The sequence below is a fragment of the Streptacidiphilus sp. P02-A3a genome, assembly GCF_014084105.1.
GTDB lineage: Bacteria > Actinomycetota > Actinomycetes > Streptomycetales > Streptomycetaceae > Streptacidiphilus.
In genome coordinates this window covers 6,582,307-6,605,791 of sequence record NZ_CP048289.1, presented here as the reverse complement: position 1 = coordinate 6,605,791, position 23,485 = coordinate 6,582,307, and the positions used below count along the sequence as shown (strand labels likewise).

At 73.0% G+C, this 23,485-nt stretch carries 19 protein-coding genes; 12 read left to right on the top strand and 7 right to left on the bottom strand.

Annotation, left to right across the window (positions count from 1 at the left end):
• Positions 1-44 precede the first annotated feature (44 nt).
• A complete protein-coding gene (locus GXP74_RS28075; protein ID WP_182454028.1) occupies positions 45-980 on the bottom strand; it encodes a LysR family transcriptional regulator in 936 nt (311 codons plus the stop codon).
• 136 nt (positions 981-1,116) lie between these two features.
• Between GXP74_RS28075 and GXP74_RS28070 the strand changes: the two genes are divergently transcribed.
• From GXP74_RS28070 to GXP74_RS28060, 3 genes are read left to right on the top strand one after another with little or no spacing between them, the layout of a single operon-like run.
• A complete protein-coding gene (locus tag GXP74_RS28070; protein WP_182454027.1) occupies positions 1,117-1,590 on the top strand; it encodes a RidA family protein in 474 nt (157 codons plus the stop codon).
• Positions 1,587-2,267: a DUF1028 domain-containing protein gene (locus GXP74_RS28065; protein WP_182454026.1), complete on the top strand. Its 681-nt coding sequence runs from the start codon at positions 1,587-1,589 to the stop codon at positions 2,265-2,267. The genes GXP74_RS28070 and GXP74_RS28065 overlap by 4 nt, the downstream gene beginning before the upstream one ends.
• On the top strand, positions 2,261-3,418 hold the full coding sequence (locus GXP74_RS28060) for a M20 family metallopeptidase (RefSeq protein WP_225448251.1): 1,158 nt from the start codon (positions 2,261-2,263) through the stop codon (positions 3,416-3,418). The genes GXP74_RS28065 and GXP74_RS28060 overlap by 7 nt, the downstream gene beginning before the upstream one ends.
• On the opposite strand, the gene GXP74_RS28055 is transcribed toward GXP74_RS28060, so the two are convergent.
• A complete protein-coding gene (locus GXP74_RS28055; protein ID WP_182454025.1) occupies positions 3,396-4,001 on the bottom strand; it encodes a TetR/AcrR family transcriptional regulator in 606 nt (201 codons plus the stop codon). The two genes, GXP74_RS28060 and GXP74_RS28055, sit on opposite strands and share 23 nt — an antisense overlap.
• Positions 4,002-4,174: 173 nt before the next feature.
• On the opposite strand from GXP74_RS28055, the gene GXP74_RS28050 reads away from it, so the two are divergent.
• Together GXP74_RS28050 and GXP74_RS28045 are read left to right on the top strand one after the other, a co-directional pair.
• Complete coding sequence (locus GXP74_RS28050; protein ID WP_182454024.1) at positions 4,175-5,686, top strand: aldehyde dehydrogenase; 1,512 nt, start codon at positions 4,175-4,177, stop codon at positions 5,684-5,686.
• A 62-nt stretch (positions 5,687-5,748) separates the two neighbouring features.
• Complete coding sequence (locus tag GXP74_RS28045; protein ID WP_182454023.1) at positions 5,749-7,119, top strand: aspartate aminotransferase family protein; 1,371 nt, start codon at positions 5,749-5,751, stop codon at positions 7,117-7,119.
• A 70-nt stretch (positions 7,120-7,189) separates the two neighbouring features.
• On the opposite strand, the gene GXP74_RS28040 is transcribed toward GXP74_RS28045, so the two are convergent.
• The 5 genes from GXP74_RS28040 to GXP74_RS28020 form a co-directional block, all read right to left on the bottom strand.
• Positions 7,190-8,452, bottom strand: a complete 1,263-nt coding sequence (locus tag GXP74_RS28040; RefSeq protein WP_182454022.1) for an NAD(P)/FAD-dependent oxidoreductase — start codon at positions 8,450-8,452, stop codon at positions 7,190-7,192.
• A gap of 98 nt (positions 8,453-8,550) precedes the next feature.
• On the bottom strand, positions 8,551-9,306 hold the full coding sequence (locus GXP74_RS28035; RefSeq protein WP_182454021.1) for a glycerophosphodiester phosphodiesterase family protein: 756 nt from the start codon (positions 9,304-9,306) through the stop codon (positions 8,551-8,553).
• A gap of 120 nt (positions 9,307-9,426) precedes the next feature.
• A complete protein-coding gene (locus GXP74_RS28030; RefSeq protein WP_182454020.1) occupies positions 9,427-10,446 on the bottom strand; it encodes a TolB-like translocation protein in 1,020 nt (339 codons plus the stop codon).
• 40 nt (positions 10,447-10,486) lie between these two features.
• On the bottom strand, positions 10,487-11,779 hold the full coding sequence (locus tag GXP74_RS28025) for an MFS transporter (RefSeq protein WP_182454019.1): 1,293 nt from the start codon (positions 11,777-11,779) through the stop codon (positions 10,487-10,489).
• 53 nt (positions 11,780-11,832) lie between these two features.
• Positions 11,833-12,729 (bottom strand): glycosyltransferase family 2 protein, encoded by an 897-nt coding sequence (locus GXP74_RS28020; protein WP_182454018.1) that lies wholly within the window; start codon positions 12,727-12,729, stop codon positions 11,833-11,835.
• Positions 12,730-13,398: 669 nt separating this feature from the next.
• On the opposite strand from GXP74_RS28020, the gene GXP74_RS28015 reads away from it, so the two are divergent.
• The 7 genes from GXP74_RS28015 to GXP74_RS27985 all read left to right on the top strand — a co-directional run bounded on the left by GXP74_RS28015 (position 13,399) and on the right by GXP74_RS27985 (position 23,478).
• Complete coding sequence (locus GXP74_RS28015) at positions 13,399-14,736, top strand: sugar transferase (protein WP_225448250.1); 1,338 nt, start codon at positions 13,399-13,401, stop codon at positions 14,734-14,736.
• 55 nt (positions 14,737-14,791) lie between these two features.
• Positions 14,792-15,889, top strand: a complete 1,098-nt coding sequence (locus GXP74_RS28010; protein WP_225448249.1) for a Gfo/Idh/MocA family protein — start codon at positions 14,792-14,794, stop codon at positions 15,887-15,889.
• Positions 15,890-15,991: 102 nt separating this feature from the next.
• Positions 15,992-16,966 carry an SDR family NAD(P)-dependent oxidoreductase gene (locus tag GXP74_RS28005; RefSeq protein WP_182454015.1) on the top strand — a complete coding sequence of 325 codons (975 nt, stop codon included), beginning with the start codon at positions 15,992-15,994 and terminating at the stop codon, positions 16,964-16,966.
• The gene (locus GXP74_RS28000) at positions 16,963-18,144 is read left to right on the top strand and encodes a DegT/DnrJ/EryC1/StrS aminotransferase family protein (protein ID WP_225448248.1); all 1,182 of its coding nucleotides are present in this window, start codon (positions 16,963-16,965) and stop codon (positions 18,142-18,144) included. The genes GXP74_RS28005 and GXP74_RS28000 overlap by 4 nt, the downstream gene beginning before the upstream one ends.
• Positions 18,141-18,872, top strand: coding sequence for a NeuD/PglB/VioB family sugar acetyltransferase (locus GXP74_RS27995; RefSeq protein ID WP_182454014.1), 732 nt, complete (start codon positions 18,141-18,143; stop codon positions 18,870-18,872). The genes GXP74_RS28000 and GXP74_RS27995 overlap by 4 nt, the downstream gene beginning before the upstream one ends.
• Positions 18,869-19,990 carry a DegT/DnrJ/EryC1/StrS aminotransferase family protein gene (locus GXP74_RS27990; protein WP_182454013.1) on the top strand — a complete coding sequence of 374 codons (1,122 nt, stop codon included), beginning with the start codon at positions 18,869-18,871 and terminating at the stop codon, positions 19,988-19,990. Before GXP74_RS27995 ends, GXP74_RS27990 begins: the two co-directional genes overlap by 4 nt.
• Positions 19,991-20,064: 74 nt before the next feature.
• Positions 20,065-23,478, top strand: coding sequence for a DUF4082 domain-containing protein (locus GXP74_RS27985; RefSeq protein WP_225448247.1), 3,414 nt, complete (start codon positions 20,065-20,067; stop codon positions 23,476-23,478).
• Positions 23,479-23,485 lie beyond the last annotated feature (7 nt).

The window sequence follows — 23,485 nt, the reverse complement described above, 5'->3', positions numbered from 1 at the left end:
GGGCCGCGGTCACCGCGCACCGGCGGTCCCGGGGACGGCGCCGTTCAGCCGCCGTCCTCGGGTTCGAGCACGGCCGGGGCCAGGAGTTCGCAGGCGAGGCGGGCGACCGCGGCGGCGCGGGCGGTCTGCCTGACCCCGTCCATCCGGGCGAGGACCAGGTCGAGCGGCGGGTGCTCGTTGGTGAGGGCGAGGACGGCCACCCGGGCGCCGCTGTAGGTCTCCTCGGTCGCCGGGCGCTGGTGCAGCACCGAGAAGCCGTGGCCCAGGGCCACCAGCGAGCGTACCGCCTCGTAGTTGTGCGAGCGGTGGCGAATGACCGGGGTGATCCCGGTGGCGGTGACCAGCGACCAGAAGTAGTCCCGGCTGTGCGGCAGGTCGAGCAGCACGAGCGGTTCGTGGGCGAGTTCGGCCAGGTCGACGGTGCCGCGCCCGGCCAGCGGGTGGCCGGCCGCGACCAGCGCGTGGGCGGGCAGCGAGGCGAGGGTCTCGCGGGCGATGCCGGGACCGAGGCCGAGGTCGTAGGTGATGGCGAAGTCGATCCGGCCGGTCCGCAGGGCCTGGTCGAGCTCGCCCGCCTCGCCTTCGAGCACCTCGATCCGCAGCCGGGGGTGGCGCTCCTCCGCCGCGGCCAGCAGCTTCGGCAGCACGAAGGGCGCGAGCGTGACGAAGCAGCCGATCCGGGCGGGCCCGCTCAGGCCGCCCTCGACGCCGCGCGCCTCGGCGGCCACGTCCAGCGCGTGGCTGAGCAGCTCCCGCGCCTGGAGCATCAGCCGCTCCCCGGCGGGGGTGGTCACCAGGCCCTTGCCCCTGCGGCGGATGAACAGCTGGACGCCGAGCTCGTGCTCCAGGTTCGAGACCGCGGTGGAGACGGCCGACTGGGCGATCAGCAGCCGCTCGGCGGCGGCGGTCATGCTGCCGGTCTCGGCGGCCACGACGAAGTAGCGCAGCTGCGTCAGCGTGAACCCGACCGTCTCCGCCATCCGCCGCCACCTTACTGATCAGATCTGAATACCAGATGACCCAACCCTAAAAGATCTGCTTTACCAGGGGAAGAGGCGCTCCCATAGTGGTACCGCGGCCCCTACCGGCCGCACGCCGACACCCTGGGAAGAGCTGATGGTGCATCACCGACTGCGGCGCTTCAACACCGCCGACACCTACCGCGAGCAGCACCTCGCCAACGACCTGGCGCAGGCCGTCGTCGCCGAGGGCACCGTCTACCTGCGCGGCCAGATCGGACAGGACCTGGAGACCCGCGACAGCGTCGGCATCGGCGACATCGAGGCGCAGGCCGAGCAGGCGATGGCGAACATCGCGATGCTGCTGGAGGAGTCCGGCAGCGCGCTGGACGAGATCGTGAAGATCACGGTCTACCTGACCGACATCCGCTACCGCGAGCCGGTCTACCGGGTGATGGGACGCCGGCTCCAGGGCGTGCACTACGTCTCCACCGGCCTGGTCGTCTCCGCCCTGGCCCGGCCGGAGTGGCTGGTGGAGATCGATGCCACCGCCGTCATCCCGGCCTCGCGCCGGGCGGAGGCGGCCGGGATCCGGCACGCCCGGGCCGCCGAGCGCGGGGAGCGGCTGTGACCTTCTCCATCGCCGCCCGGTGCCCGCGCACCGGGCAGGTCGGGGTGGCGCTGGCCTCCTCCAGTCCGGCCGTGGCCGCCCGCTGCGCCCATGTGCGCGCCGGGGTCGGCGCGGCCTGCACGCAGAACGTCACCGACCCCCGGCTCGGTCCCCGGCTGCTCGACCTGATCGCCGCCGGGTCGACCGCCCGGGACGCCGTCCGCCACACCGTGGACACCGAAGCTCTGGTCGCCTGGCGCCAGTTGACCGCCGTCGGGCTGGACGGCAGCCCCGCGGGCTACTCCGGTGAGCACGTGTTGGGCAGCCACGCGCGGGCCCTCGGCGCGGACTGCGCGGCCGCGGGGAACCTGCTGCGGCACCAGGGGGTGCCCCTGGCGATGGTCGACGCCTTCGCCGCCCAGCCCGAACTCCCGCTCGCACAGCGACTGTTGGACGCGCTGACGGCGGGCCTCGCGGCCGGTGGCGAGGCGGGGCCGGTGCACTCGGCCGGTCTGCTCGTCGCCGACGCGGTGCCCTGGCCGGTCGTCGACCTGCGGGTCGACTGGGCGTCGGACGACCCGGTGGCCCGGCTCGGCGGGCTGTGGCGGCTGTGGGAGCCGCAGCAGGACGCCTACGTCCAGCGGGCGCTGGCGCCGGGGCGGGCGCCGGGCTACGGCGTCCCGGGGGACCGGTGCTGACGCCGGGGGCGCCCGCGGCCGTCCGGGCCCTGCTGACGGAGACGGTCGGACGGAACCGCGACCGGCTGGTCTCGCTGTCGCACCGGCTGCACGCCGACCCGGAGACCGCCTGGGAGGAGGAGCGGGCGGCCCGTTGGACCGCGTCGCTCCTCGACGAGCTCGGCTACGCGGTCACCCCGGGGGTCTGCGGGCTGCCGACCGCGTTCGCCGCCACCCTCGGCAGCGGACCGCTGCACATCGCGCTCTGCGCCGAGTACGACGCGCTGCCCGGCCTCGGTCACGCCTGCGGCCACAACCTGATCGCCGCCTCGGCGGTCGGGGCGGCCGCCGCCCTGGCCCGGGTGGTGGACGACCTCGGGCTGACCGTCACCGTGCTGGGCACCCCGGCCGAGGAGGGCGGCGGCGGCAAGATCCTGATGCTGGAGCGCGGCGCGTTCGCCGGGGTCGACGTGGCGATGATGGTGCACCCCGGTCCGGTGGACGTCGCCGAGGCCGAGCCCTTCGCGGTGGCCCACCTGGGCGTGGCCTACTCCGGCCGGGCCGCCCACGCCGCCGCCTTCCCGGAACGGGGGCGCAACGCCGCCGACGCGTTCACCGTCGCCCAGGTCGGGATCGGCCTGCTGCGCCAGCAGCTGCCGTCGAGCACGCGGGTGCACGGCCTGGTCACCCGCGGCGGAGAGGCGCCCAACGCCATCCCGGAGCGTACCGAGGGGCGTTGGTACGTGCGGGCGGGAAGCCTGGAGGAACTGGACCGGATCCAGGGCCGGGTGGAGGCCTGCTTCCGGGCCGGTGCGCTCGCCACCGGGTGCGCGCTGGAGATCGAGCCCGAGTCGCCGCCGTACTCGGAGTTCCGCAACGACGCGGAGCTGGTCGCGCTCTACCGCCGCAACGCCGAGGGGATCGGCCGCCGCTTCGCCGCGCCCGGCGACCCGGCGGCGCGGATGAACCGGGCCTCGACCGACATGGGCAACGTCTCCCGCGTGATCCGCGCGCTGCACCCGTACCTGGGGATCGACTCGCTGCCTGCCGTCAACCACCAGCGCGAGTTCGCCGCCGCCTGCGCCACCCCGGCGGCGGACGCGGCGCTGCTCGACGGCGCGCTGGCGCTCGCGTTGACCGCGGCCGATCTCACAGCTCGGGGCAGCCGGTGACCGAGCGCGCGTGCGCGGTCAGCAGCGCCAGCGCGGTGGCGCGGTCGACGGCGGGGTTGCGGGCGACGATGTGGAGCCCGTAGCCGTCCTCCATCGCGACCAGGTTGCGGGCCAGCTCGGCGGGCGGCGCGGCGGCCGGTGCGAAGACCCCCACCGCCGCGCCGACCTGAAGCAACGTCGAGTACAGGGACACCTCGCGGGCGAACAACGAGGCCATCAGCGCCGCGTGCGCGGCACTGTGGTCGGCGAGGCCGTGCAACTGGAACAGCAGCCGGTGCACGGGGTCGTCCGGGCCCTGCGGCAGGCCGGAGGCCAGCGCGGCGCGCATCCGCGCGACCGGGCCCTCCGGCTCGTCCGTGCTCTGCTGACGTAGCGTCAGATACCGCTCCACGGCGTCCTGGTGGACGGCCAGGACCAGGTCGTCGAGCTCCGGGTAGTAGTACAGCACCGATCCCGCCGAGACCCCCGCCTCGGCGGCGATGTCCTTGATCCGCAGGCCGGTCATGCCCCGGTCGGCGATGGCCCGCCCGGCGGCGTGGATCAACGCCCCGCGGCGGGCTTCCTGGTTCTTCGGTCGCGCCATGCCGTCCATTCTCTGACACCGACCGCAGATCGAACAATCCCCCACCGCTCCAGCCATTGACGCAGGCCTGAGCAGTTGTTTGAATCTCGTATCAAAGAACTCGGGCAGTAGCCGAGACCCGGTGGACGAGACCGCGGGTCACCTGCCCTTCGAGGACGCCTGAGGTTCCCGCCATGAACGACTCCACCCCCGCAACCAGCACCCCGACCGGCGCCGACGAGTGGCGGCGACTGGCCGCCGGGCTCACCCCGCAGACCCGTGCCTTCGTGGACGGCGAGCAGCGCGACGCCCGGTCCGGCGCCACCTTCACCGACACCGACCCGGCCACCGGCCGGGTGCTCGCCGAGATCGCCGCCGGTGACGCGCCCGACGTGGACGCCGCCGTCCGCTCCGCGCGCGCCGCCTTCGCCGACGGCCGCTGGTCCGGCCTCGCGCCGGAGGCCCGCAAGCGGCGGCTGCTGCGCCTGGCCGAGCTGATCGAGCGGCACGGCCCCGAACTCGCCCTGTACGACTCGCTCGACATGGGCAAGCCGGTGGCCGAGGCGCTGGCGGTGGACGTCCCCGGCGCGGCCGGGTGCTTCGCCTGGCACGCCGAGGCGATCGACAAGCTCTACGACGAGATCGCTCCGGCCGCGCCCGGCAACCTCGCGCTGGTCCGCCGGGTGCCGCTGGGTGTCGTCGGCGCGGTCGTACCGTGGAACTTCCCGCTCGACCTGGCCTCCTGGAAGCTCGCCCCGGCGCTGGCCGCCGGGAACAGCGTGGTGCTCAAGCCCGCCGAGCAGTCGCCGCAGTCGGCGCTGCTGCTGGCCAGGCTCGCGGTCGAGGCCGGGATCCCGGACGGCGTGCTCAACGTCGTCCCCGGCCTCGGCGAGACCGCGGGCCGCGCGCTCGGCCTGCACCCGGACGTGGACGTGCTGGCCTTCACCGGCTCCACGGCGGTCGGGCGGCTGTTCCTCGGCTACGCCGCGCGGTCCAACGGCAAACAGGTCTGGCTGGAGGCGGGCGGCAAGAGCCCCAACCTGGTGTTCCCCGACGCGGACCTGGACGCCGCCGCCGAACGCGCCGCCTCCGGCTTCTGCTTCAACGCCGGACAGGTCTGCTCCGCCAACACCCGGCTGCTGGTGCACGCCGACATCGCCGAGGAGTTCACCGCCCGGGTCGCCGAGCACGCCGCCGGGTACCGCCCCGGCGATCCGCTGGACCCGGCCACCCGTCTCGGCCCGGTCGTCGACGAGGCGCAGGCCCGGCGGCTGGTCGCCGCCGTCGACGCGGCCCGCGCGGCCGGCGGCCGGGTGGTCCACGGCGGCGGCCGCCCCGATCGCGTCGGCGCCTACGTGCACCCGACGATCGTCGCCGGTCTGCCCGAGGACGCCCCGCTCGCCCGCGAGGAGCTGTTCGGCCCGGTGCTCACGGTCCTGCCGTTCCGCGACGAGGCCGACGCGGTCCGGATCGCCAACGACTCGCCCTACGGCCTGGCCGCCTCGCTCTGGACGCGCGACCTGGCCCGCGCCCACCGCGTCGCCGAGGCACTGCACGCCGGGACGGTGTCGGTGAACACCGTCGACGCGCTCAGCCCGGCCACGCCCTTCGGCGGCTTCAAGCAGTCCGGCTTCGGGCGCGACCTGTCCCCGCACTCCGTCGACAAGTACACCGGCCTGAAGACGACCTGGATCACCTTCGGCTGAGTACCGCCCAGGAGCACCACCCCTTCCCCCACCTCGTCCCCGACACGAAAGGCGGCACCGCCATGAGCCGTACCCCGCTCACCCCCGAGCAGTTGCGCGAAGCGGACCGGGCCCGGATCATCCACCCCTACCTGCCCGGCTCGGTCACCGAGCGCGTCGTGATGACCGGCGGCTCCGGCTGTCGGCTCACCGACGTGGACGGCCGCTCGTACCTCGACGCCACCGGCGGCCTGTGGCTCGCGCAGATCGGCCACGGCCGGGAGGAGGTGGCCCGGGCCGCCTACGAGCAGATGGCCAGGCTGGAGTACTTCACCAGCTTCTGGGAGTTCTCCAACGACCGCGCGATCGAACTCGCCACCAGGCTCACCGCGATGGCGCCGGAGGGTCTCGGCCACGTCTACTTCACCTCCGGCGGCTCGGAGGGCAACGAGGCCGCGATCAAGATGGCCCGCTACTACCACCACCGGCGCGGCGACTCGAACCGGACCTGGATCCTGGCCCGGCACAAGGCCTACCACGGCATCGGCTACGGCGGCGGTTCGGCGACCGGATTCCCGGTCTACCACGAGGGCTTCGCCCCGATGATGCCGCACGTCTCCCACCTGACCCCGCCGTGGCCGTACCGCACCGAGCTCTACCCCGGGGCGGCCGACACCCCCGGAGCCGTCACCGACTTCCTCGTCGCCGAGCTGGAGCAGCGGATCGCCGAGATCGGGCCCGGCAACATCGCCGCCATGATCGGCGAGCCGATCATGGGCGTCGGCGGCATGCTCGTCCCGCCGGACGACTACTGGCCGCGGGTGCGCGAGGTACTGGACCGGCACGGGATCCTGCTGATCCTGGACGAGGTGGTCACCGCCTACGGCCGGGTCGGCACCTGGTTCGCCGCCCAGCACTTCGGCGTCACCCCGGACATCATCGTCACCGCCAAGGGCATCACCTCCGGCTACATCCCGCTCGGGGCGCTGCTCGTCGGCGACCACGTCGCCGAGCAACTGCTGGCCGACCAGGGCTTCCCCATGGGCTACACCTACAACGGCCACCCGGTGGCCGCGGCCGTCGCGCTGGCGAACCTGGACATCATCGAGCGCGAGGGCCTGCTCGCCCGCGCCACCGAGATCGGCGGCCTGCTGCACCGCGAACTGGAGGCGCGGCTGGGCGACCTGCCGGTGGTGGGCGAGATCCGCTCGGTCGGGATGATGCTCGCCGTGGAACTGGTCGCCGACCGGGCCACCCGGGAGCCGCTGCCGATGCCGCAGCCGCTGCTGCCGGACGTGATCCGCCGCGAGACCGGCGTCATCGTCCGCGACTGCGCCCACTCGCTGGTGCTCTCGCCCGCACTGGTCATGACCGAGGCCGAGGCCGAGGAGGCCGTCGGCGCGATGCGCCAGGTGCTGGAGCGGGTCACCCCCGCCGGGGTACTGCGCGACTGACCCGGCAGCAACCGCAAGGCCGGTGGGGCAAGGGCCAACGCCCTTGCCCCACCGGCCTGTCGCGCTCGGTTCAGCCGATCCGGTCGGCGGAGTCGTAGTGCAGGTAGCCGCGCTGGGTGGTGATGTGGTCGGCGATGTACCTGGCGTCGTGCCAGACGCCCCAGATGAAACTCGATCCCCGGCGGGAGAGCCAGGGCAGGCCCAGGAAGTAGACGCCGGGCTCGGTGGACACGCCCCGGCGCTGGTCCGGGCGGCCGTCGCGGTCGAACGCGTCGACCTTGAGCCAGCCGTAGTCGGTGGCGAAGCCGGTCGCCCAGACGATCGAGGTGACCCCCGCCCGCGCCAGGTCCAGCTCCAGGCGGGGGTTGGTCACGCAGTCCGGATCCGGCCCGAGGAGGTGCGCCCCGGGTTCCTCGGGGAGGTCCAGCCCGTTGCGTTCGACGTACGCGTCGGCCGCCCGCAGCAGCGCCAGGTACGTCGTGTCGCCGCCCGCGATGTTCGCGGCGAGATCCGGCGCGAAGCGCAGCACGCCGTCGGCGTAGGACGTGGTCAGGCCGACCAGTTCGATGCCGTCGGCGGCCAGCGCGCGGAAGTCCACGGTGTGGCCGCCGCGCGCGCCGCTGACCGCGATGGTGACGTGTTCGGCGCCCTGCGGCGGCGTCTCCGCGTCCCAGAGCCCGAGCACACCCAGCCACCAGCAGAAGTCCCGGCCGCGGTACTCGCGCGGCGGACGGTCGTGCGGGCCCACCGAGAGCAGCACCCGGCGGCCGGAGCGGCGCAGTTCGTCGGCGATCTGGACGCCCGAGGACCCGGCCCCGACCACGAGCACCGCGCCCTCGGGCAGCTGTCCCGGGTTGCGGTAGCCGCTGGAGTGGATCTGCGCGGGGACCGCGCCGTCCGGGACCACGGGCGGGATCAGCGGCCGCTGGAACGGCCCGGTCGCGACCACGACGAAGCGCGCGTCGACGGCGCCCCGCGAGGTCTCCACCCGGAAGCCGGGCCGACCGGTGTGCCTGCGCACCGAGGTCACCTCGACACCGCAGCGGATCGGCGCCCCGATCTTCTCGGCGTACGCGACGAAGTAGTCGGCGACCAGCTCCTTCGAGGCGAAGGCGTCGCGGTCGAGGTCGGTGAACTCCAGCCCCGGGAAGCGGTCGTGCCAGGCGGGCCCGTTCGCGACCAGGGAGTCCCAGCGTTCCGAGCGCCACCGCTCGGCGATCCGGTGCCGCTCCAGGACGACGTGCGGGATGCCGCGGGCGCCCAGGTGCTCGCTGATCGCCACACCGGCCTGACCTGCCCCGACGACGACGACTTCAGTCTCTTGACTTGGCATTTCACCCTCCACAAAGGCAATGGTGAAATCCTCGGTCGCGCCCTAAATTCTGTCCAATAGTTGTTTTTGTTGTAGGTGATCTGATTTATGGATGGCCGCTACCAGTTCCGGTGGCGGGGCGCGGTCGCGACCCCCCGGCCGGGGCCGCCGTCGCCCGGGTTCGCGCCGGTCGCGGCCCGTACCATCCGCTTGGTCCCGGGGAGGTCGGTGACCGCGCCGACCAGGCCGAGGGCGCGGGCGAGGGCGAGCTCGCGCGGCGTGTTGACCGTCCACGCCATCACCTCGATGCCCGCCGCGCGGCACTCCTCGACCGTGTCCAGGCACAGCTTGCCCAGTTCCAGGCTGACCAGCCGGGAACCCACCGCCCGGGCCCGCTCCACCAGGTCCCCGCCGGTCCGACCGGCCACCAGGACGGTCCGGGCCTCGGGCAGCAGCGCGTGGATCTCGCGCAGCGCGTCGTCGTGGAAGGACAGCACCGACACCCGGCCCAGCAGCCGCCGTTCGCGCAGCACCCCGGCCAGTACCCGGGCCGCCCTGACGTCCTTGATCTCGGCCTGGACGGGCAGCTGGTCGGAGACCGCCGCGAGTACCTCCTCGAACACCGGCACCCGCTCACCGCGCCCGGCGTCGAGCGTGCGCAACTCGTCCAGGGTGAGGTCGCCGATGGCGCCGGTACCGTCGGTGGTCCGGTCCACGGTGGCGTCGTGCATCACCACCAGCGCGCCGTCCTTGCTGAGGTGCAGGTCGAGTTCGATGCCGTCGAGGCCCTCCCGCTCGGCCCGGACGAAGGAACGTACCGTGTTCTCCGGCTCGACGCCCATGACGCCGCGATGGCCAAGAGTGAAGAAACTCAACGCCGTTTCCCGTCCTCGATCCGGCGCCGCCGGTCGCGCACGACGCTTCCGATTCTCGAACAGTCTAACGAGGAGTGGCCGACCGGGCATCGGAAACCGATGACGGCGCGGCGGCGGACCTCACCCCATGGCGGGGGAGAAGGCGCCGGGGAGCAGCATCCGGGGGGTGCCGGTGCCGTTGGCGGGGACACTCCACAGGTCGTAGCTGCCGACGTCGCCGCTGGTGGGCAGGGCGTAGGCGACGGTGCTGTTGTTGAGCCACTCGGCCTGGTCGTCCACGCTGTGCTGCTCGGCCAACGGGGTCTCCCGGAGCGTGCGCAGGTCGAGCACGGTCAGCCGCCACAGCGAGGAGCCGGGCAGGACCCGCCGCTTGAAGGCGATGCGGGTGCCGTCGGGGGAGAGCGAGGGGCACTCCACGTTCTCGACCAGACTGGTGACGCTGCGCCGCGAGATCGAGCCGCGGACCAGGTAGGTGTGCCCGGCGGTACCCAGGGTGGCGTAGAAGGTGTCGTCGTCCCCGGCGAAGGTGACGCCCCAGAAGTTGTCGTCCGCGGCGTGGTACCTCCTGCCGTTGAGGGTGATCGAGAAGGTCTCCAGGTTGGGGATCAGCGTCCAGGTGCGGGTGTCCAGGATCGAGGTGCGGGTGGAGAAGAACGCCGCGCCGTAGGACTCGCCGCCGACGAAGACCGTCCAGGAGACGAAGCGGCCGTCGGCGGAGACCCGGGCCCGGCTGGGGATCCCGGCGAGGGCGTAGCTGCGCCGGGTCCGCAGGTCGGCGTCCAGGACCAGGGCGCGGTTGCCGGTGGTCAGCGCGCCCTGGACGGACTGCAGGCAGACGCCGGTTCCGGCCCCGGCGTAGAAGCGCTCGCAGCTGAGCCCGGACGCGGTCCGGGTGCCGCCGGGGTCGTCGGCCGGGACGGAGACGACGTGGTTGACGTAGGGTCCGCTGGCCATGTCGACGAAGAACAGGCGGTCCGGCTGGGTCAGGGACACCGTCCCCGCGGTGACGGTCGGGCCGCCTGCCCGGGCCCGGGTGCGGCGGTTGGCGCGGTCGGCGTCGTGCAGCACGAAGCCGGTGCCGATGGCCGCGAGCAGGACGACGGACACGGCGAGGATGAGCAGGCGGAGCCGGGGGGACATGGACGTCCTTGGGGTGGTGAGGGGCGGCTGGGGTCCGGGATCAGTGGTCGGTGGTCGGCGACGGCCTCGGCCGCAGCACCACACCGGCGGTGACGGCGCAGCAGAGCAGTCCCACCGCGGAGCCGGCCAGGGCCGGGCCGTCGCCCCAGGCGGTCCAGGCCGCGCCGAAGGCGAGCGAGCAGAGGAACCGGGCGAGCGCCTGGCCGGTGCCGACCAGCGCCAGGCCGGTCCCGCGCAGCGCCTCGGGGACGACGTCGGCGACCGCGGCCGGGAGCACGCCGTCGGTGGCCGCGTAGAAGGTGCCGTGCAGGGCGAGCACCACGAACGGCAGGGCGGTACCGGCCGGTGCCCACAGCAGCAGGGCGTAGCCGAGCAGCAGGGCGCCGTGCCCGGCCAGGAACACGCCGCGGCGGCCGACCCGGTCGGCGAGCGCGCCGACCGGGACCGCCAGCAGCAGGAACACCGACGCGGTGCCGAGCGGCAGCAGCGGGAACCACTGGTCGGCGATCCCGACCCGGTGCTGGAGCAGCAGGTAGACGAAGGCGTCGCTGATGGTGGTCAGCCCGAGGAGCATGGCGCAGCCGGTGAGCGCGCGCAGCCGCGGCAGCCGGAGCAGGTTCACCGCCTCCCGCAGACTCACCGAGGGCTGGGGCTGCGCCCCGGCCTCCGCCCCGGCCTCGGCCTCCGCCTTCGCGGCGGGCCGTGGCCGGGGCGGTCGGCCGGGGACGAAGAGCAGCAGGACCAGCACGCCGAGGGCGGCCACGCAGCCACTGACGCCGAAGACCGCGTCGTAGCCGTTGGCCGCCTGGCGCAGGATCAGGAACGCGGTGATCGGCCCGAGCGCGGCGCCCGCGGTGTCCATCGCCCGGTGCACCCCGAACGCCCGTCCCCGGTGCTCGGGTTCGGAGGACAGCGAGATCAGCGCGTCCCGGGGGGAGGTCCGCAGGCCCTTTCCGGTGCGGTCCAGGGCGAGGATCGCGCCCAGCGGGGTGAGCGTGTGGGCGATCAGCAGCAGTGGTCGGCACAGCGCGGACAGGCCGTAGCCGAGCCCGGCGACCAGTTTGTGCCGCCGTCCCCGGTCGGCCAGGTGGCCGCCGAGCAGTTGCACCAGCCCGGCGACGCCGTTGTAGAGGCCGTCGAGCACCCCGAAGCTCAACGGGCTGAGCCCGAGGCCGACGACGAGGTAGAGCGGCAGCACGGCGGTGATCATCTCCGAGGAGATGTCGGTGATCAGGCTGACCGCACCCAGGGCGAGCACGGTGCCGGAGACCATCCGGACCGCCGTCCGCACACCGGCGCCCGCGGCCGGGGTCGCGCGACCTGCCAGATACATCGTCAGAAACTCCTGTTTGCAGGGAAGATGACAGATGTTCAGGTCTGCTGGGGTCAGGACCGGCGGCTGCTCTCGTCGCGCAGCCAGGTGTGGAAGTCACCGTTGCCGATGGCCCGCCTGGATCCGCGCCTGGCGACGACGGCGGCGGCGAGGAAGACCACCAGCGCCGGGAGCAGCGCCGGTTCGGCGCGCAGCAGGTCCCGCAGGTCGGCCCGGCTGGTCCGGGCGGACGGGGCGACCGCCGATTCGCCCACCAACGGGCCCTCGGACTGCTCCAGTTGCGCGGTGGAGGTGGCCGCACGGATCCGACGATGAATCAGATCGCGCCAAGTACGCGGTGGTTGGATGACAACTCTGGCCCCACCGACCACGGTCCGTTCCTCGGGTGCGAAGGCGAGCGAGGCGGCGAGGTCGTCCGCCATCAGCGGCGGCAGCGCGGTGAGCCGGGCGTGTCCGGCCTCGGTGACCGCGATCACCCCCCGGCCGAACAGGCCCTCGCGGACGGCGGGCAGCCGCTGCCACACCCGGTAGTAGGCGCGGACGGCCCACGCGCAGCCGGTCAGCGGAAGCTCCCGCTCCGGGGCGGCGGCGAGGAGTTCCGGGGAGCCGTCGCGACCGTCGCGACCGCCCAGGGTCCGGGCCACCGCGCGGGCGTCGGCGCCGCTGATCACCACGTCGGCGTCCACGTAGAGCCGGGGGAAGCCGCGGGCGTGCTCGTCGCCGACCCGCAGGGCGGTGTGCTTCGACGGCACCGGGATCTCCACCACCCGGACGCCCGGCCCGCGCTCCGCGGCGACCCGCGCCGTCGCGTCGGTACAGCCGTTGCAGACCACCACGATGTCGAGGTCGTCCGCGGCGTCCCCGCTGGTCGGGGGCGGGGACAGGAGCGAGTCCAGTAACCGTCCGATGACCTGTGCCTCGTTGTGGGCCGGGATCACGATGCTCGTCACCTGGGCAGTATGACGCGGAATGAACCAACGATAATCATGTTTTAGTCAAGTGCTCCCCGTGTGCGCCCGAGTGGTCTAGATTGGGCGACGGAAAGCCGGTTTGGGCGGGGAAGCCATCCCCGGAAGGACCGGTTCCGGCACGGTAGTCCCAGCGTTCACACCGACGTTCCGACCATTCATCGGGTCAGCACCGGCGCGGCGTTGATAGGTGCCTGAAGATCCGGAGATATTGGTCCGGGATCAGTTCCAACGAAGGCTCCACCGGGTTCGGAGGGTCGCCCGAACCCGCCCAGCACACGCGCGTACGTCACGGCCGAGCACAGCGGGTTCCGGTTGCGGGGGTGTCCATTGCAACCGGGGATCCGCACGGTCGATCAGTGTCAGAGCCGAGCACTCACCAGGAACGCCCGTTGTCCCGCTACCCGTGGACCCCGCCGCTGCTCGGGGTCGGCGGGAACCACGGCTGGGGCACCGGTGCGTCCGTCGCGGTGAGCTGAGCACCGTTGTGGGGGTCTCCGCATGGCCTTAGAACCGGTCACGCACGCATTACCCGAGCACGCATTACCCGAGCACGAGTTACCCACGCACGAGATACCACCGCTGGAGCGTCGGGGGTTACGGGCCCCGCGAAGGAGACGCGACCAGCAGTACACCTTCGTCCTGCTCGCCGTGGACGGCCTCGCCGCGGTCCTGTCGGCGCTGATGATCCACGCGGCCTACGGGCGCTGGTCGGTGGCCCTGGGCCTGCCACCGGCCTGGATCACCGCCATGTGGGTCTACCGCGCCTACGACCGCCGTGCCCTCGGCCTCGGAACCGAGGAGTTCCGCCGGGTGCTGCGCGGCGCCGTCGCCCTGCCCGCCCTCACCGCCTGCGCCTGCTGGTGGTTCGCGCACGACCACGACCTGTTGCACGACATGATGGTCGCGGCGGCGCCGACCGCCGTGATCGGACTGATCGGCAGGTACCTGCTGCGCCGCCGGATGCACCGGCGCTGGGCGCAGGGCCACGACCGCCGCACCGCGCTGCTGGTCGGGCCCGCGCGCACGGTCGCCGAGCTCTCCGCGGTCCTGGAACGCGGCGGCGTACAGGAGTTGGCCGTGCTCGGGGTCTGCCTCACCGACCCGGCCAACGCCGCGGCGCTGGAAGGCACCGGCACGCCGGTCAACGGCGGCCTCGGCGAGGTCTCCGCGGCCATCCGCTCCAGCCACTGCAACACCGTGGTCGTGCTGCCCGCCCCGGAGATCGACGCCAACGTGCTGCGCCGGCTCTCCTGGATCGCCGCCGCCCAGGCCGTGGACTTCCTGGTGGTGCCGATGGTCGCGGACGTGGCCTCCTCCCGGCTGGCCCACCGCCCGCACCACGGGGTGCCGATGCTCCACATCAGTCCGGCGGTGCTGTCCCGGATGCCGAGGCTGCCCAAGGAATTCGTGGACCGGGTGCTCGCCTCGATCCTGCTGCTGGTGCTGTCGCCGCTGCTGCTGGCGATCGCCCTGGTGATCCGCTTCGACAGCACGGGCCCCGCGTTGTTCCGGCAGCGGCGGGTGGGCAAGCACGGCGAGCACTTCACCATGCTCAAGTTCCGCACCATGCGTAAGAACGCCGAGGTGCTCCGGGCGGAGATCGAACACCTCAACCAGAACAGCGACGGCATGCTGTTCAAGGTCCGCGAGGATCCCCGGGTCACCCGCGTGGGCTCGGTGCTGCGGCACTACTCGCTGGACGAGCTGCCGCAGCTGATCAACGTGGTCAGCGGCCACATGTCGCTGGTCGGCCCGCGCCCCTCGCTGCCGGAGGAGGTCGAGGGCTACACCGAGGAGGTCAAGCGCCGACTGCTGGTGAAACCCGGGCTCACCGGGCTCTGGCAGGTCAGCGGCCGCTCCGACCTGCCCTGGGACGAGGCGGTCCGGCTCGACCTCGGCTACGTGGACAACTGGTCGCTGGGCCTGGACCTGGCGATCCTGCTGCGCACCGCCCCGGCCGTGATGCGCGGGACGGGGGCCTACTGACATGCCGCGACAACCGACTCCAAGCCGACCAGCCGCCGACAGCGAAAGAGAGACCGTGGCCAGAAGCGAGACGACCGCCGGGACGAACGCCCGGACCAACGCCGCGACGCCGGACCCGCTGGGGGTCGCCGTCGTCGGCGCCGGCTACTGGGGCCCCAACCTGGTGCGCAACTTCCAGGCGGGCTCGGCGTTCCGGCTGCGCTGGCTGTGCGACCTGGACGTCTCCCGGGCCCAGCGGGTGCTCGGCGGCTACTCCACGGTGCAGGCGACCGACGACTACGCCGCGGTCCTGGCCGACCCCGCCGTGGACGCCGTCGCGGTGGCCACCCCGGCCGGTACCCACCTCGACGTCGCCCTGGCCGCGCTGCGGGCCGGGAAGCACGTGCTGGTGGAGAAGCCGCTGGCGTCCACCTACGCGGACGGGGCGCGGCTGGTCGTGGAGGCCGAGCAGCGCGGGCTGACGCTGATGTGCGACCACACCTACTGCTACACCCCGGCGGTCGGCCGGATCAGGGAGGCGGTGCACTCCGGCGAACTGGGCGAGATCCACTTCGTCGACTCGGTGCGGATCAACCTCGGGCTGGTCCAGAAGGACATCGACGTGCTGTGGGACCTGGCGCCGCACGACCTGTCGATCCTGGACTTCATCCTCCCCGAGCAGGTCCAGCCGGTCGCGGTGGCCGCCCACGGCGCCGACCCGATCGGCGCCGGGCAGGCCTGCGTGGCCTATCTGACGCTCCAGCTGAACACCGGGGCGATCGCCCACGCGCACGTCAACTGGCTCTCCCCGACCAAGGTGCGGACCACCATGGTCGGCGGCGCGAAGCGCACCCTGATCTGGGACGACCTCAACCCGGCGCAGCGGGTGACGCTGTTCGACCGGGGGGTGGACCTGACCCGGCCGCAGGACCTGCAGGACGACGAGCGCCGGGAGATGCTCGTCTCCTACCGCTCCGGCGACATGGTCGCGCCCGCGCTCGCGGAGAAGGAGGCGCTGCGCGCCATGGTCGACGAGTTCGCCGCGTCGATCCGGGAGCGCCGGGCGCCGCTGACCGACGGGCGGGCCGGGCTGCGGGTGCTGGACATCCTGGAGGCCGCCTCCCGGAGCCTGGAGTTCCGCGGCGCCGTGGTCGGCCTGCGGACCGGCCGCTGACCCCGACCACCCGACCGCTCACCCGACCGCTCACCCGACCGCTCACCCGACCGACCGCCCACCTGTCCGGCCCCGGGCCGACAACCCAGTGAGGGAACAGCTGTGAACAGCGTACGAGGCAAGCGCATCCTGGTCACCGGGGGAGCCGGCACCATCGGCTCCAACCTGGTCGACCTCCTGGTCGACCGGGGGGCGGACCGGATCGTGGTGCTGGACAACTTCGTCCGGGGCCGGATGGCCAACCTGGCCCGGGCCATGCCCAGCGGGGTGGTCGAGGTGGTCGAGGGCGACATCCGCGACGCCGACGCGGTCCGCAAGGCGACCGAGGGCGCGGACCTGGTGTTCCACCTCGCGGCGATCCGGATCACCCAGTGCGCGGAGGAGCCCCGGCTGGCCAACGAGGTCATGGTCGACGGCACCTTCAACGTGGTGGAGGCGGCCGCGGCCGCGGGCGTCGGCAAGGTGGTCGCCTCCTCCTCCGCCTCGGTGTACGGCCTGGCCGAGTCCTTCCCCACCAGCGAGCGCCACCACCCCTACAACAACGACACCTTCTACGGCGCGGCCAAGGCCTTCAACGAGGGCCTGCTGCGCAGCTTCCACGCCATGTACGGGCTGGACTACGTGGCGCTGCGCTACTTCAACGTCTACGGGCCGCGGATGGACATCCACGGCCTCTACACCGAGGTGCTGATCCGCTGGATGGAGCGGATCGCGGCCGGGGAGCCGCCGCTGATCCTCGGCGACGGCACCCAGACCATGGACTTCGTCCACGTCCGGGACATCGCCCGGGCCAATGTGCTGGCAGCCGAGTCGGACCTCACCGACGAGGTGTTCAACGTCGCCAGCGCCACCGAGACCAGTCTGCGGGACCTGGCCCTCGCCCTGCTCCGGGTGATGGGCTCGGAGCTGGAGCCGGTGCACGGCCCGGCCCGCGCGGTGAACGGGGTGACCCGGCGGCTCGCGGACACCGCCAACGCCGTGGGGCGGCTCGGCTTCCAGGCCGAGATCGACCTCGGTACCGGACTGCGGGACCTGGTCGACTGGTGGCTGGCCGAGCGCGCGGCGGTGACCGGATGAGCGACCGGATCCCGGTGATGATCCCCTGGCTGGGCGAGGCGGAGGCGCAGGCCGCCGCCGACGCGGTCCGCTCCGGCTGGGTGGCCCAGGGGCCCAGGGTGGCCGAGTTCGAGCGGGCCTTCGCCGAGCGGGTGGGCGCGGAGCACGGCATCGCCGTCAGCTCCTGCACCACCGCGCTGCACCTGGCGCTGATCGCGCTCGGCCTGGGCCCCGGCGACGAGGTGGTCGTCCCCTCGCTCTCCTTCATCGCCACCGCCAACGCGGTCCGCTACCTGGGCGCCGAGCCGGTCTTCGCCGACGTCGAGCTGGCCACCGGCAACCTGACCCCGGCCACCGTGGCGGCGGTGCGCACCCCGCGCACCAGGGCGGTGCTGCTGGTGCACCAGGGCGGGGTGCCCGCCGACGTCGCGGCGATGCGCGAGGCCTGCGCGGACTGGGGCGTCGCCCTGGTCGAGGACGCCGCCTGCGCGATCGGATCGACCGTCGGCGGCACGTCCGTCGGGCACGGCGCGACGCTGGCCGCCTGGTCCTTCCACCCGCGCAAGGTGGTCACCACCGGCGAGGGCGGGATGGTCACCACCGACGACGCCGAGTGGGCGGCCCGGCTGCGGCGGCTGCGCGAGCACGGGATGAACGCCTCCGCCGCGCAACGGCACGCCAGCGGCAAACCGATCCTGGAGAGCTATCTGGAGGTCGGCTACAACTACCGGATGACCGACATCCAGGCCGCCGTGGGCCTGGTCCAACTCGGCAAGCTGGACGCGATGCTGGAGCGGCGGCGGGAGCTGGCCGCGCGCTACCGGGAACTGCTCGACGGCGTCCCCGGGCTGACGCCGGTGGACGACCCGGCGCACGGCCAGGGCAACTTCCAGTCGTTCTGGGTGCTGCTGTCCGAGCCCTACCCGCTCGGCCGGGACGCGCTGCTCGAAGCGCTGTCCGAGGCCGGGGTGTCGGCCCGGCGCGGGATCATGGCCGCGCACCTCGAACCCGCCTACGCGGGGCATCCGGCCGCGCCGCTGCCGGTCACCGAGCGGATCAGCCGGGACTCGCTGATCCTGCCGCTGTTCCACACCATGACGGAGCAGCAGCAGGACCGGGTGGTGGCCGTGGTCCGGGAGCGGGGCGGCGCGAGTGCGACCGGCGCGAGAGCGGCCGCCGGAAGAGGGGCCGCTGGATGAGCGGTCTGGTGATCGTCGGCGCGGGCGGCTTCGCGCGGGAGACCGCGCAGGCCGTCCGCGCCGCGCACGCCTCCGGCGGCGGGCCGCCGCTGCTCGGCCACCTCGACGACGACCCGGCGCTGCACGGCACCGAGGTGGACGGCGCGCCGGTGCTCGGCGGCTGCGACCTGGTGCACCGGCTGCTCCGGGAGCTGCCCGGGTCCCAGGCGGTGGTCTGCGTCGGCAGTCCGCGCGACTACGCCGGGCGGGCCCGGCTGGTCCGTCGGCTCGGCCTGCCGTCGCACCGCTACGCCACCGTGGTCCACCCCGGCGCGGCCGTGGCCGCGAGTTGCGTCATCGGCCCGGGATCGGTGCTGCTGGCGCACACCGTGCTCACCGCCGCGGTGCGGGTGGGCGCGCATGTCGCGGTGATGCCGCAGGCCGTGCTCACCCACGACGACGTGGTGGCGGACTTCGCGACCATCGCCTCCGGGGTCCGGCTGGGCGGCGGGGTGCGGGTGGGGCGCGGTGCCTATGTCGGCGCCGGAGTGCTGGTCCGCGAGTACGCGGCGATCGGGGACTGGTCGTTGCTCGGTATGGGCAGCGTGGTGCTCGGCGACGTGCCGCCGGGCGAGGTCTGGGTGGGCAGCCCGGCCCGTCGGCTGCGGGCGGCGGTTGCCCCAGCACTCGCCGAACTCCGGCCCGATATTGACGAGTTGATGAACGCGCCCGAGGAGTACAGGATATGAGCGACAGTCAGATTCCGCTAGTGGACCTCAAGGCGGCCCACGCCGAGGTGGCCGACGAGGTCCGGGCCGGCTTCGAACGGGTGATGGCGAACACCGCCTTCATCGGCGGCGAGGAGGTGCGCGAGTTCGAGCGCGAGTACGCGCGCTTCGCCGGTGTCGAGCACTGCGTGGGCGTGGCCAACGGCACCGACGCGCTGGAACTGGCACTGCGGGCGTCCGGCGTCGGGGCGGGCGACGAGGTGGTGCTGCCCGCCAACACCTTCATCGCCACGGCCGGGGCGGTGAACCGGCTCGGGGCGGTGCCGGTACTGGTCGACTGCTTCCCCGACAGCCTGCTGATCGACCCGGACGCCGCCCTGGCCGCGGTCAGCCAGGCCACCCGCGCGGTCGTCCCGGTCCACCTCTACGGCCAGTGCGCCGACGTGGCCGAGCTGGTCGGCGCGCTCCCGGTGCGGGTCAGGGTGGTCGAGGACGCGGCCCAGAGCCAGGGGGCGAGCCGCGACGGCCGGACCGCCGGCAGTGGCGGCATCGCCGCCACCAGCTTCTACCCGGGCAAGAACCTCGGCGCCTACGGCGACGCCGGCGCGGTGCTCACCGACGACGAGGAACTGGCCGGACTGGTCCGGGCGTTGGCGAACCACGGCGGGGTCGCCAAGTACCGCCACGACCTGCCCGGGTTCAACAGCCGCCTGGACGGACTCCAGGCCGTGGTGCTGCGCGCCAAACTGGCCCGGCTGGACGCGGGCAACGCCGCCCGCCGGGCCGCCGCCGCCCGCTACGACGCGCTGCTGGCAGACCTGGCCGCCGCCGGACGGGTGGTGCTGCCGGTGACGGCGGAGGGCAACGTGCACGTCTGGCACCTCTACGTGGTGCGGGTGACCGGGGCCGACCGCGACGCGGTGGTCGGCAAGCTCAACGCCGAGGGTGTCGGCGCGGGTGTGCACTACCCCGCCCCGGTCCACCTCACCCCGGCGTTCGCCCATCTCGGGCACCGGCGCGGCGACTTCCCGCACGCCGAGGACGCGGCGGACCGGATGCTCTCGCTCCCGCTGTTCCCGCAGATCACCCCGCGGCAGCAGCAGCGGGTCGTGGACCTGCTCACCGGGGCCATCAACTGACTGACTGACTGACCGTCACCACCATGCTCCCGCTGTGAAGGACAGCGTGAAGGACAGAGAGAGGGGAGGGACACGTGGAGAGAAGCAGGAGCGGAAGGACGCTGAAGTTCTGGCTGTTCGCCTTGGTGGCGACCCTGCTGGTGGCAATACTGCCCGAGGCCGGATCGGCCCGGGCGGCGAGTGACCCGTGCGGGTCCGCCAGCAACGCCATCGTCTGCGAGAACTCGCAGCCCGGTACGCCGATGTCCGACTGGTTCTCCGGCAACGCCTACGGCAACGTCGAGGGCTTCTCCACCCAGGAGAGCGTCCAGGCCGGGGACACCCTCAGCCTCAAGGTCCAGTCGCCGATCCCGTACCACGTCGAGATCTACCGTCTCGGCTACTACGGCGGCGACGGGGCCCGGGAATGGTCGACCGCGGCCCAGGCGGCGGTCACCTATCCGGCGAACTTCACCACCACCGGCCAGCCGGGAGCACCGCTCGATCCCGGGGTGACCGACGGGAACGCCAACGGAAAGGCCCTGGCCTGCGACACGGCCGCGGCCACCGGTGAGGTGGACTGCGGCAACTGGCCGGTCACCGCCACCTGGGCGGTGCCCAGCGACGCGGTCTCCGGCCTGTACATCGCGGAGCTCGACCAGACCGACGGCAACGGCGTGATGCCGTACCCGTTCGTGGTCCGGAACGACAGCAGCACCTCCGCCGTCGTGGTGCAGACCGACGACGAGACCTGGCAGGCCTACAACATGTGGGGCGGCCAGGACCTCTACCAGGGAGCCGGGCCCGCCCCGGACGGGCGGGCCTACGCGGTCAGCTACAACCGGCCGCTGGACATCGGCGACGACAGCGGAGCGAACGGCATCTTCGGCTCCGAGTTCGAGATGATCTACTGGCTGGAGGAGAACGGCTACGACGTCAGCTACCTCTCCGGGGTGGACGTCTCCACGCGCCCGGCGGACCTGCTGACCCACAGGGTCTTCATGTCCTCGGGACACGACGAGTACTGGACCCAGAACCAGTTCACCAACGTCCTCAACGCCCGGAAGGCGGGCGTCAACGAGGCCTTCTTCAGCGGCAACGAGGTGTCCTGGGAGACCCGTTTCGGCAACAGCATCGACGGCACCGCCACCGCTGATCGGACCCTGGTCTGCTACAAGATGACCAAGATGGAACTGTCGCCGCCGGACGGGGTGGCCGATCCCAGCGGCGGCTGGACCGGGGCCTTCCTGGACCCCGGCAGTACCGCGTACGGGCAGGCCTTCGAGCCGCAGAACATCCTCACCGGTTCGCTCTTCTCGGTGAACGGCAACCGGAACGACGCGATGACCGTTCCGGGGACCTACGCCGACCTGCGGATCTGGCGCAACACCTCGATCGCCAAACTCACCCCGACCCAGACCGCCACCTTCCCCGAGGGCACCCTGGGCTACGAGTGGGACAGCGACTACAACGACAGCACCAGACCCAGCGGGGAGATCGACCTGTCGTCCACCACCGTGGACATCACCACCGGCCAGTACGTCCGGCTCGACTACGGGAACACCTACGGCACCGGCGACGCCACCCAGAGCCTGGTGGAGTTCCGCGATCCCACCTCGCACGCCCTGGTGTTCGGCACCGGCACGGTGCAGTGGTCCTGGGGCCTGGCCAACGTCCCCACGGCCGACCCCGGTGACGCGGTGGTGACCGTGGACCCGGACATGCAGCAGGCCACGGTGAACATCCTCGCCGACATGGGTGTCCAGCCGCTGACCCTGCAGAGCGACCTCGTCGCCGCGACGCAGACCACGGTGACCGTCGGCCCGACCGTCACCGTGAGCACCCCGACGGCGGGGGCGACCGTCCCCGCCATGCAGCCGGTCACCATCACCGGCACCGCCACCGCCTCGACCGGCGCGGTGGTGGCCCGGGTGGAGGTCTCCACCAACGGCGGCACCAGCTGGAACCCCGCCACCGGCCTGGGCAGCTGGAGCTACAGCTGGACGCCCACGGCCCCCGGTCCGGTGAGCGTCGAGGTGCGCGCCGAGGACGACAGCGCCAACGTCGGCGCGGTCAGCACGGTGCCGCTGACCATCGGCCCGCAGGCCTGCCCGTGCACGGTGTTCCCGGCCTCGTCGGTGCCCGGGACCGTCGACAGCGGCGACGGCAACCCGGTCTCGCTCGGGGTGAGGATCAGCAGCTCGGTCCCCGGTACGGTCACCGGCATCCGCTTCTACAAGGCGGCCACCAACGTCGGCACGCACACCGGCAGCCTGTGGACCAGCACCGGCCAGCTCCTGGCCACCGGCACCTTCACCAACGAGACCGCCTCCGGCTGGCAGCAACTGGACTTCGCCACGCCGGTGCCGGTCAAGGCCAACACCACCTACATCGCCTCCTACTACGCCCCGGACGGCCACTACTCCTACGACGCCGGGTACTTCTCGAACAACGGCGCCGGTACCGCGCCGCTGACGTCGCCGCAGAGCAGCACCGCCGCCGGCAACGGCCTCTACAGCTACGGCACCGGAGGTGTCTTCCCGAGCACGGGCACCGCGGGCGTCAACTACTGGGTGGACGCCGTCCTCACCACGTCCACGGCCAGCACCGTCGCGCCCGCGGTCACCGGGACCGCCCCGGCGGCCGCGGCGACCGCGGCGTCGATCGCCGCGCCGGTCACCGCCACCTTCAGCGAGGAGATCGACACCAGCACCCTGGCCTTCACGCTCACCGACGCCCAGGGGAACAAGGTGCCGGGAGGGGCGGTACTGGGCGCGGGGGACACGGTGACCTTCACCCCCGCCACCAACCTGGCGCTGGGCACCCGCTACACCGCGTCCGTCCAGGCCTCCGACCTGTGGGGCAACGCCATGACCGCGCCCAGCACCTGGAGCTTCACCACCAGCTCCACACCGCCGCCACTGGCCTGCCCGTGCACCCTGTGGGGGTCGACCGCGACGCCCGCGGTGCCGGACGAGTCCGGTGACGCCAACTCGGTGGAGCTCGGCACCCGGTTCGAGTCGGCGGTGGCCGGCCAGGTCACCGGGGTCACCTTCTACAAGGGCACCGGGAACACCGGCACCCACACCGGCAGCCTGTGGAGCGGCAGCGGCGCGCTGCTGGCCAGCGGCACCTTCACCAAGGAGACGGCGTCCGGCTGGCAGACGCTGACCTTCGCCACCCCGGTGGCGATCACCGCCAACACCCCCTACGTGGTCTCGTACCACGCACCCGACGGCAACTACGCGTACTCCGGCGGCTTCTTCGCCGGTCCGGTCCAGCAGTACCCGCTGACCGGTACCGCCGACGGCAGCGGCACCGCCAACGGCGTCTACGCCTACGGCACCACCTCGTCCTTCCCGACCGGGACCTCCGGGTCCGCGAACTACTGGGTCGGGCCGGTCTTCACCGCCACCACCGCCTCGGGCAGCTCCCCGGCCGGGGCACAGCCGAGCCCGAAGCCCAGCTCCACCTCCACCTCCGCCATGTCGGTCAACACCGACGACTGAACCCACC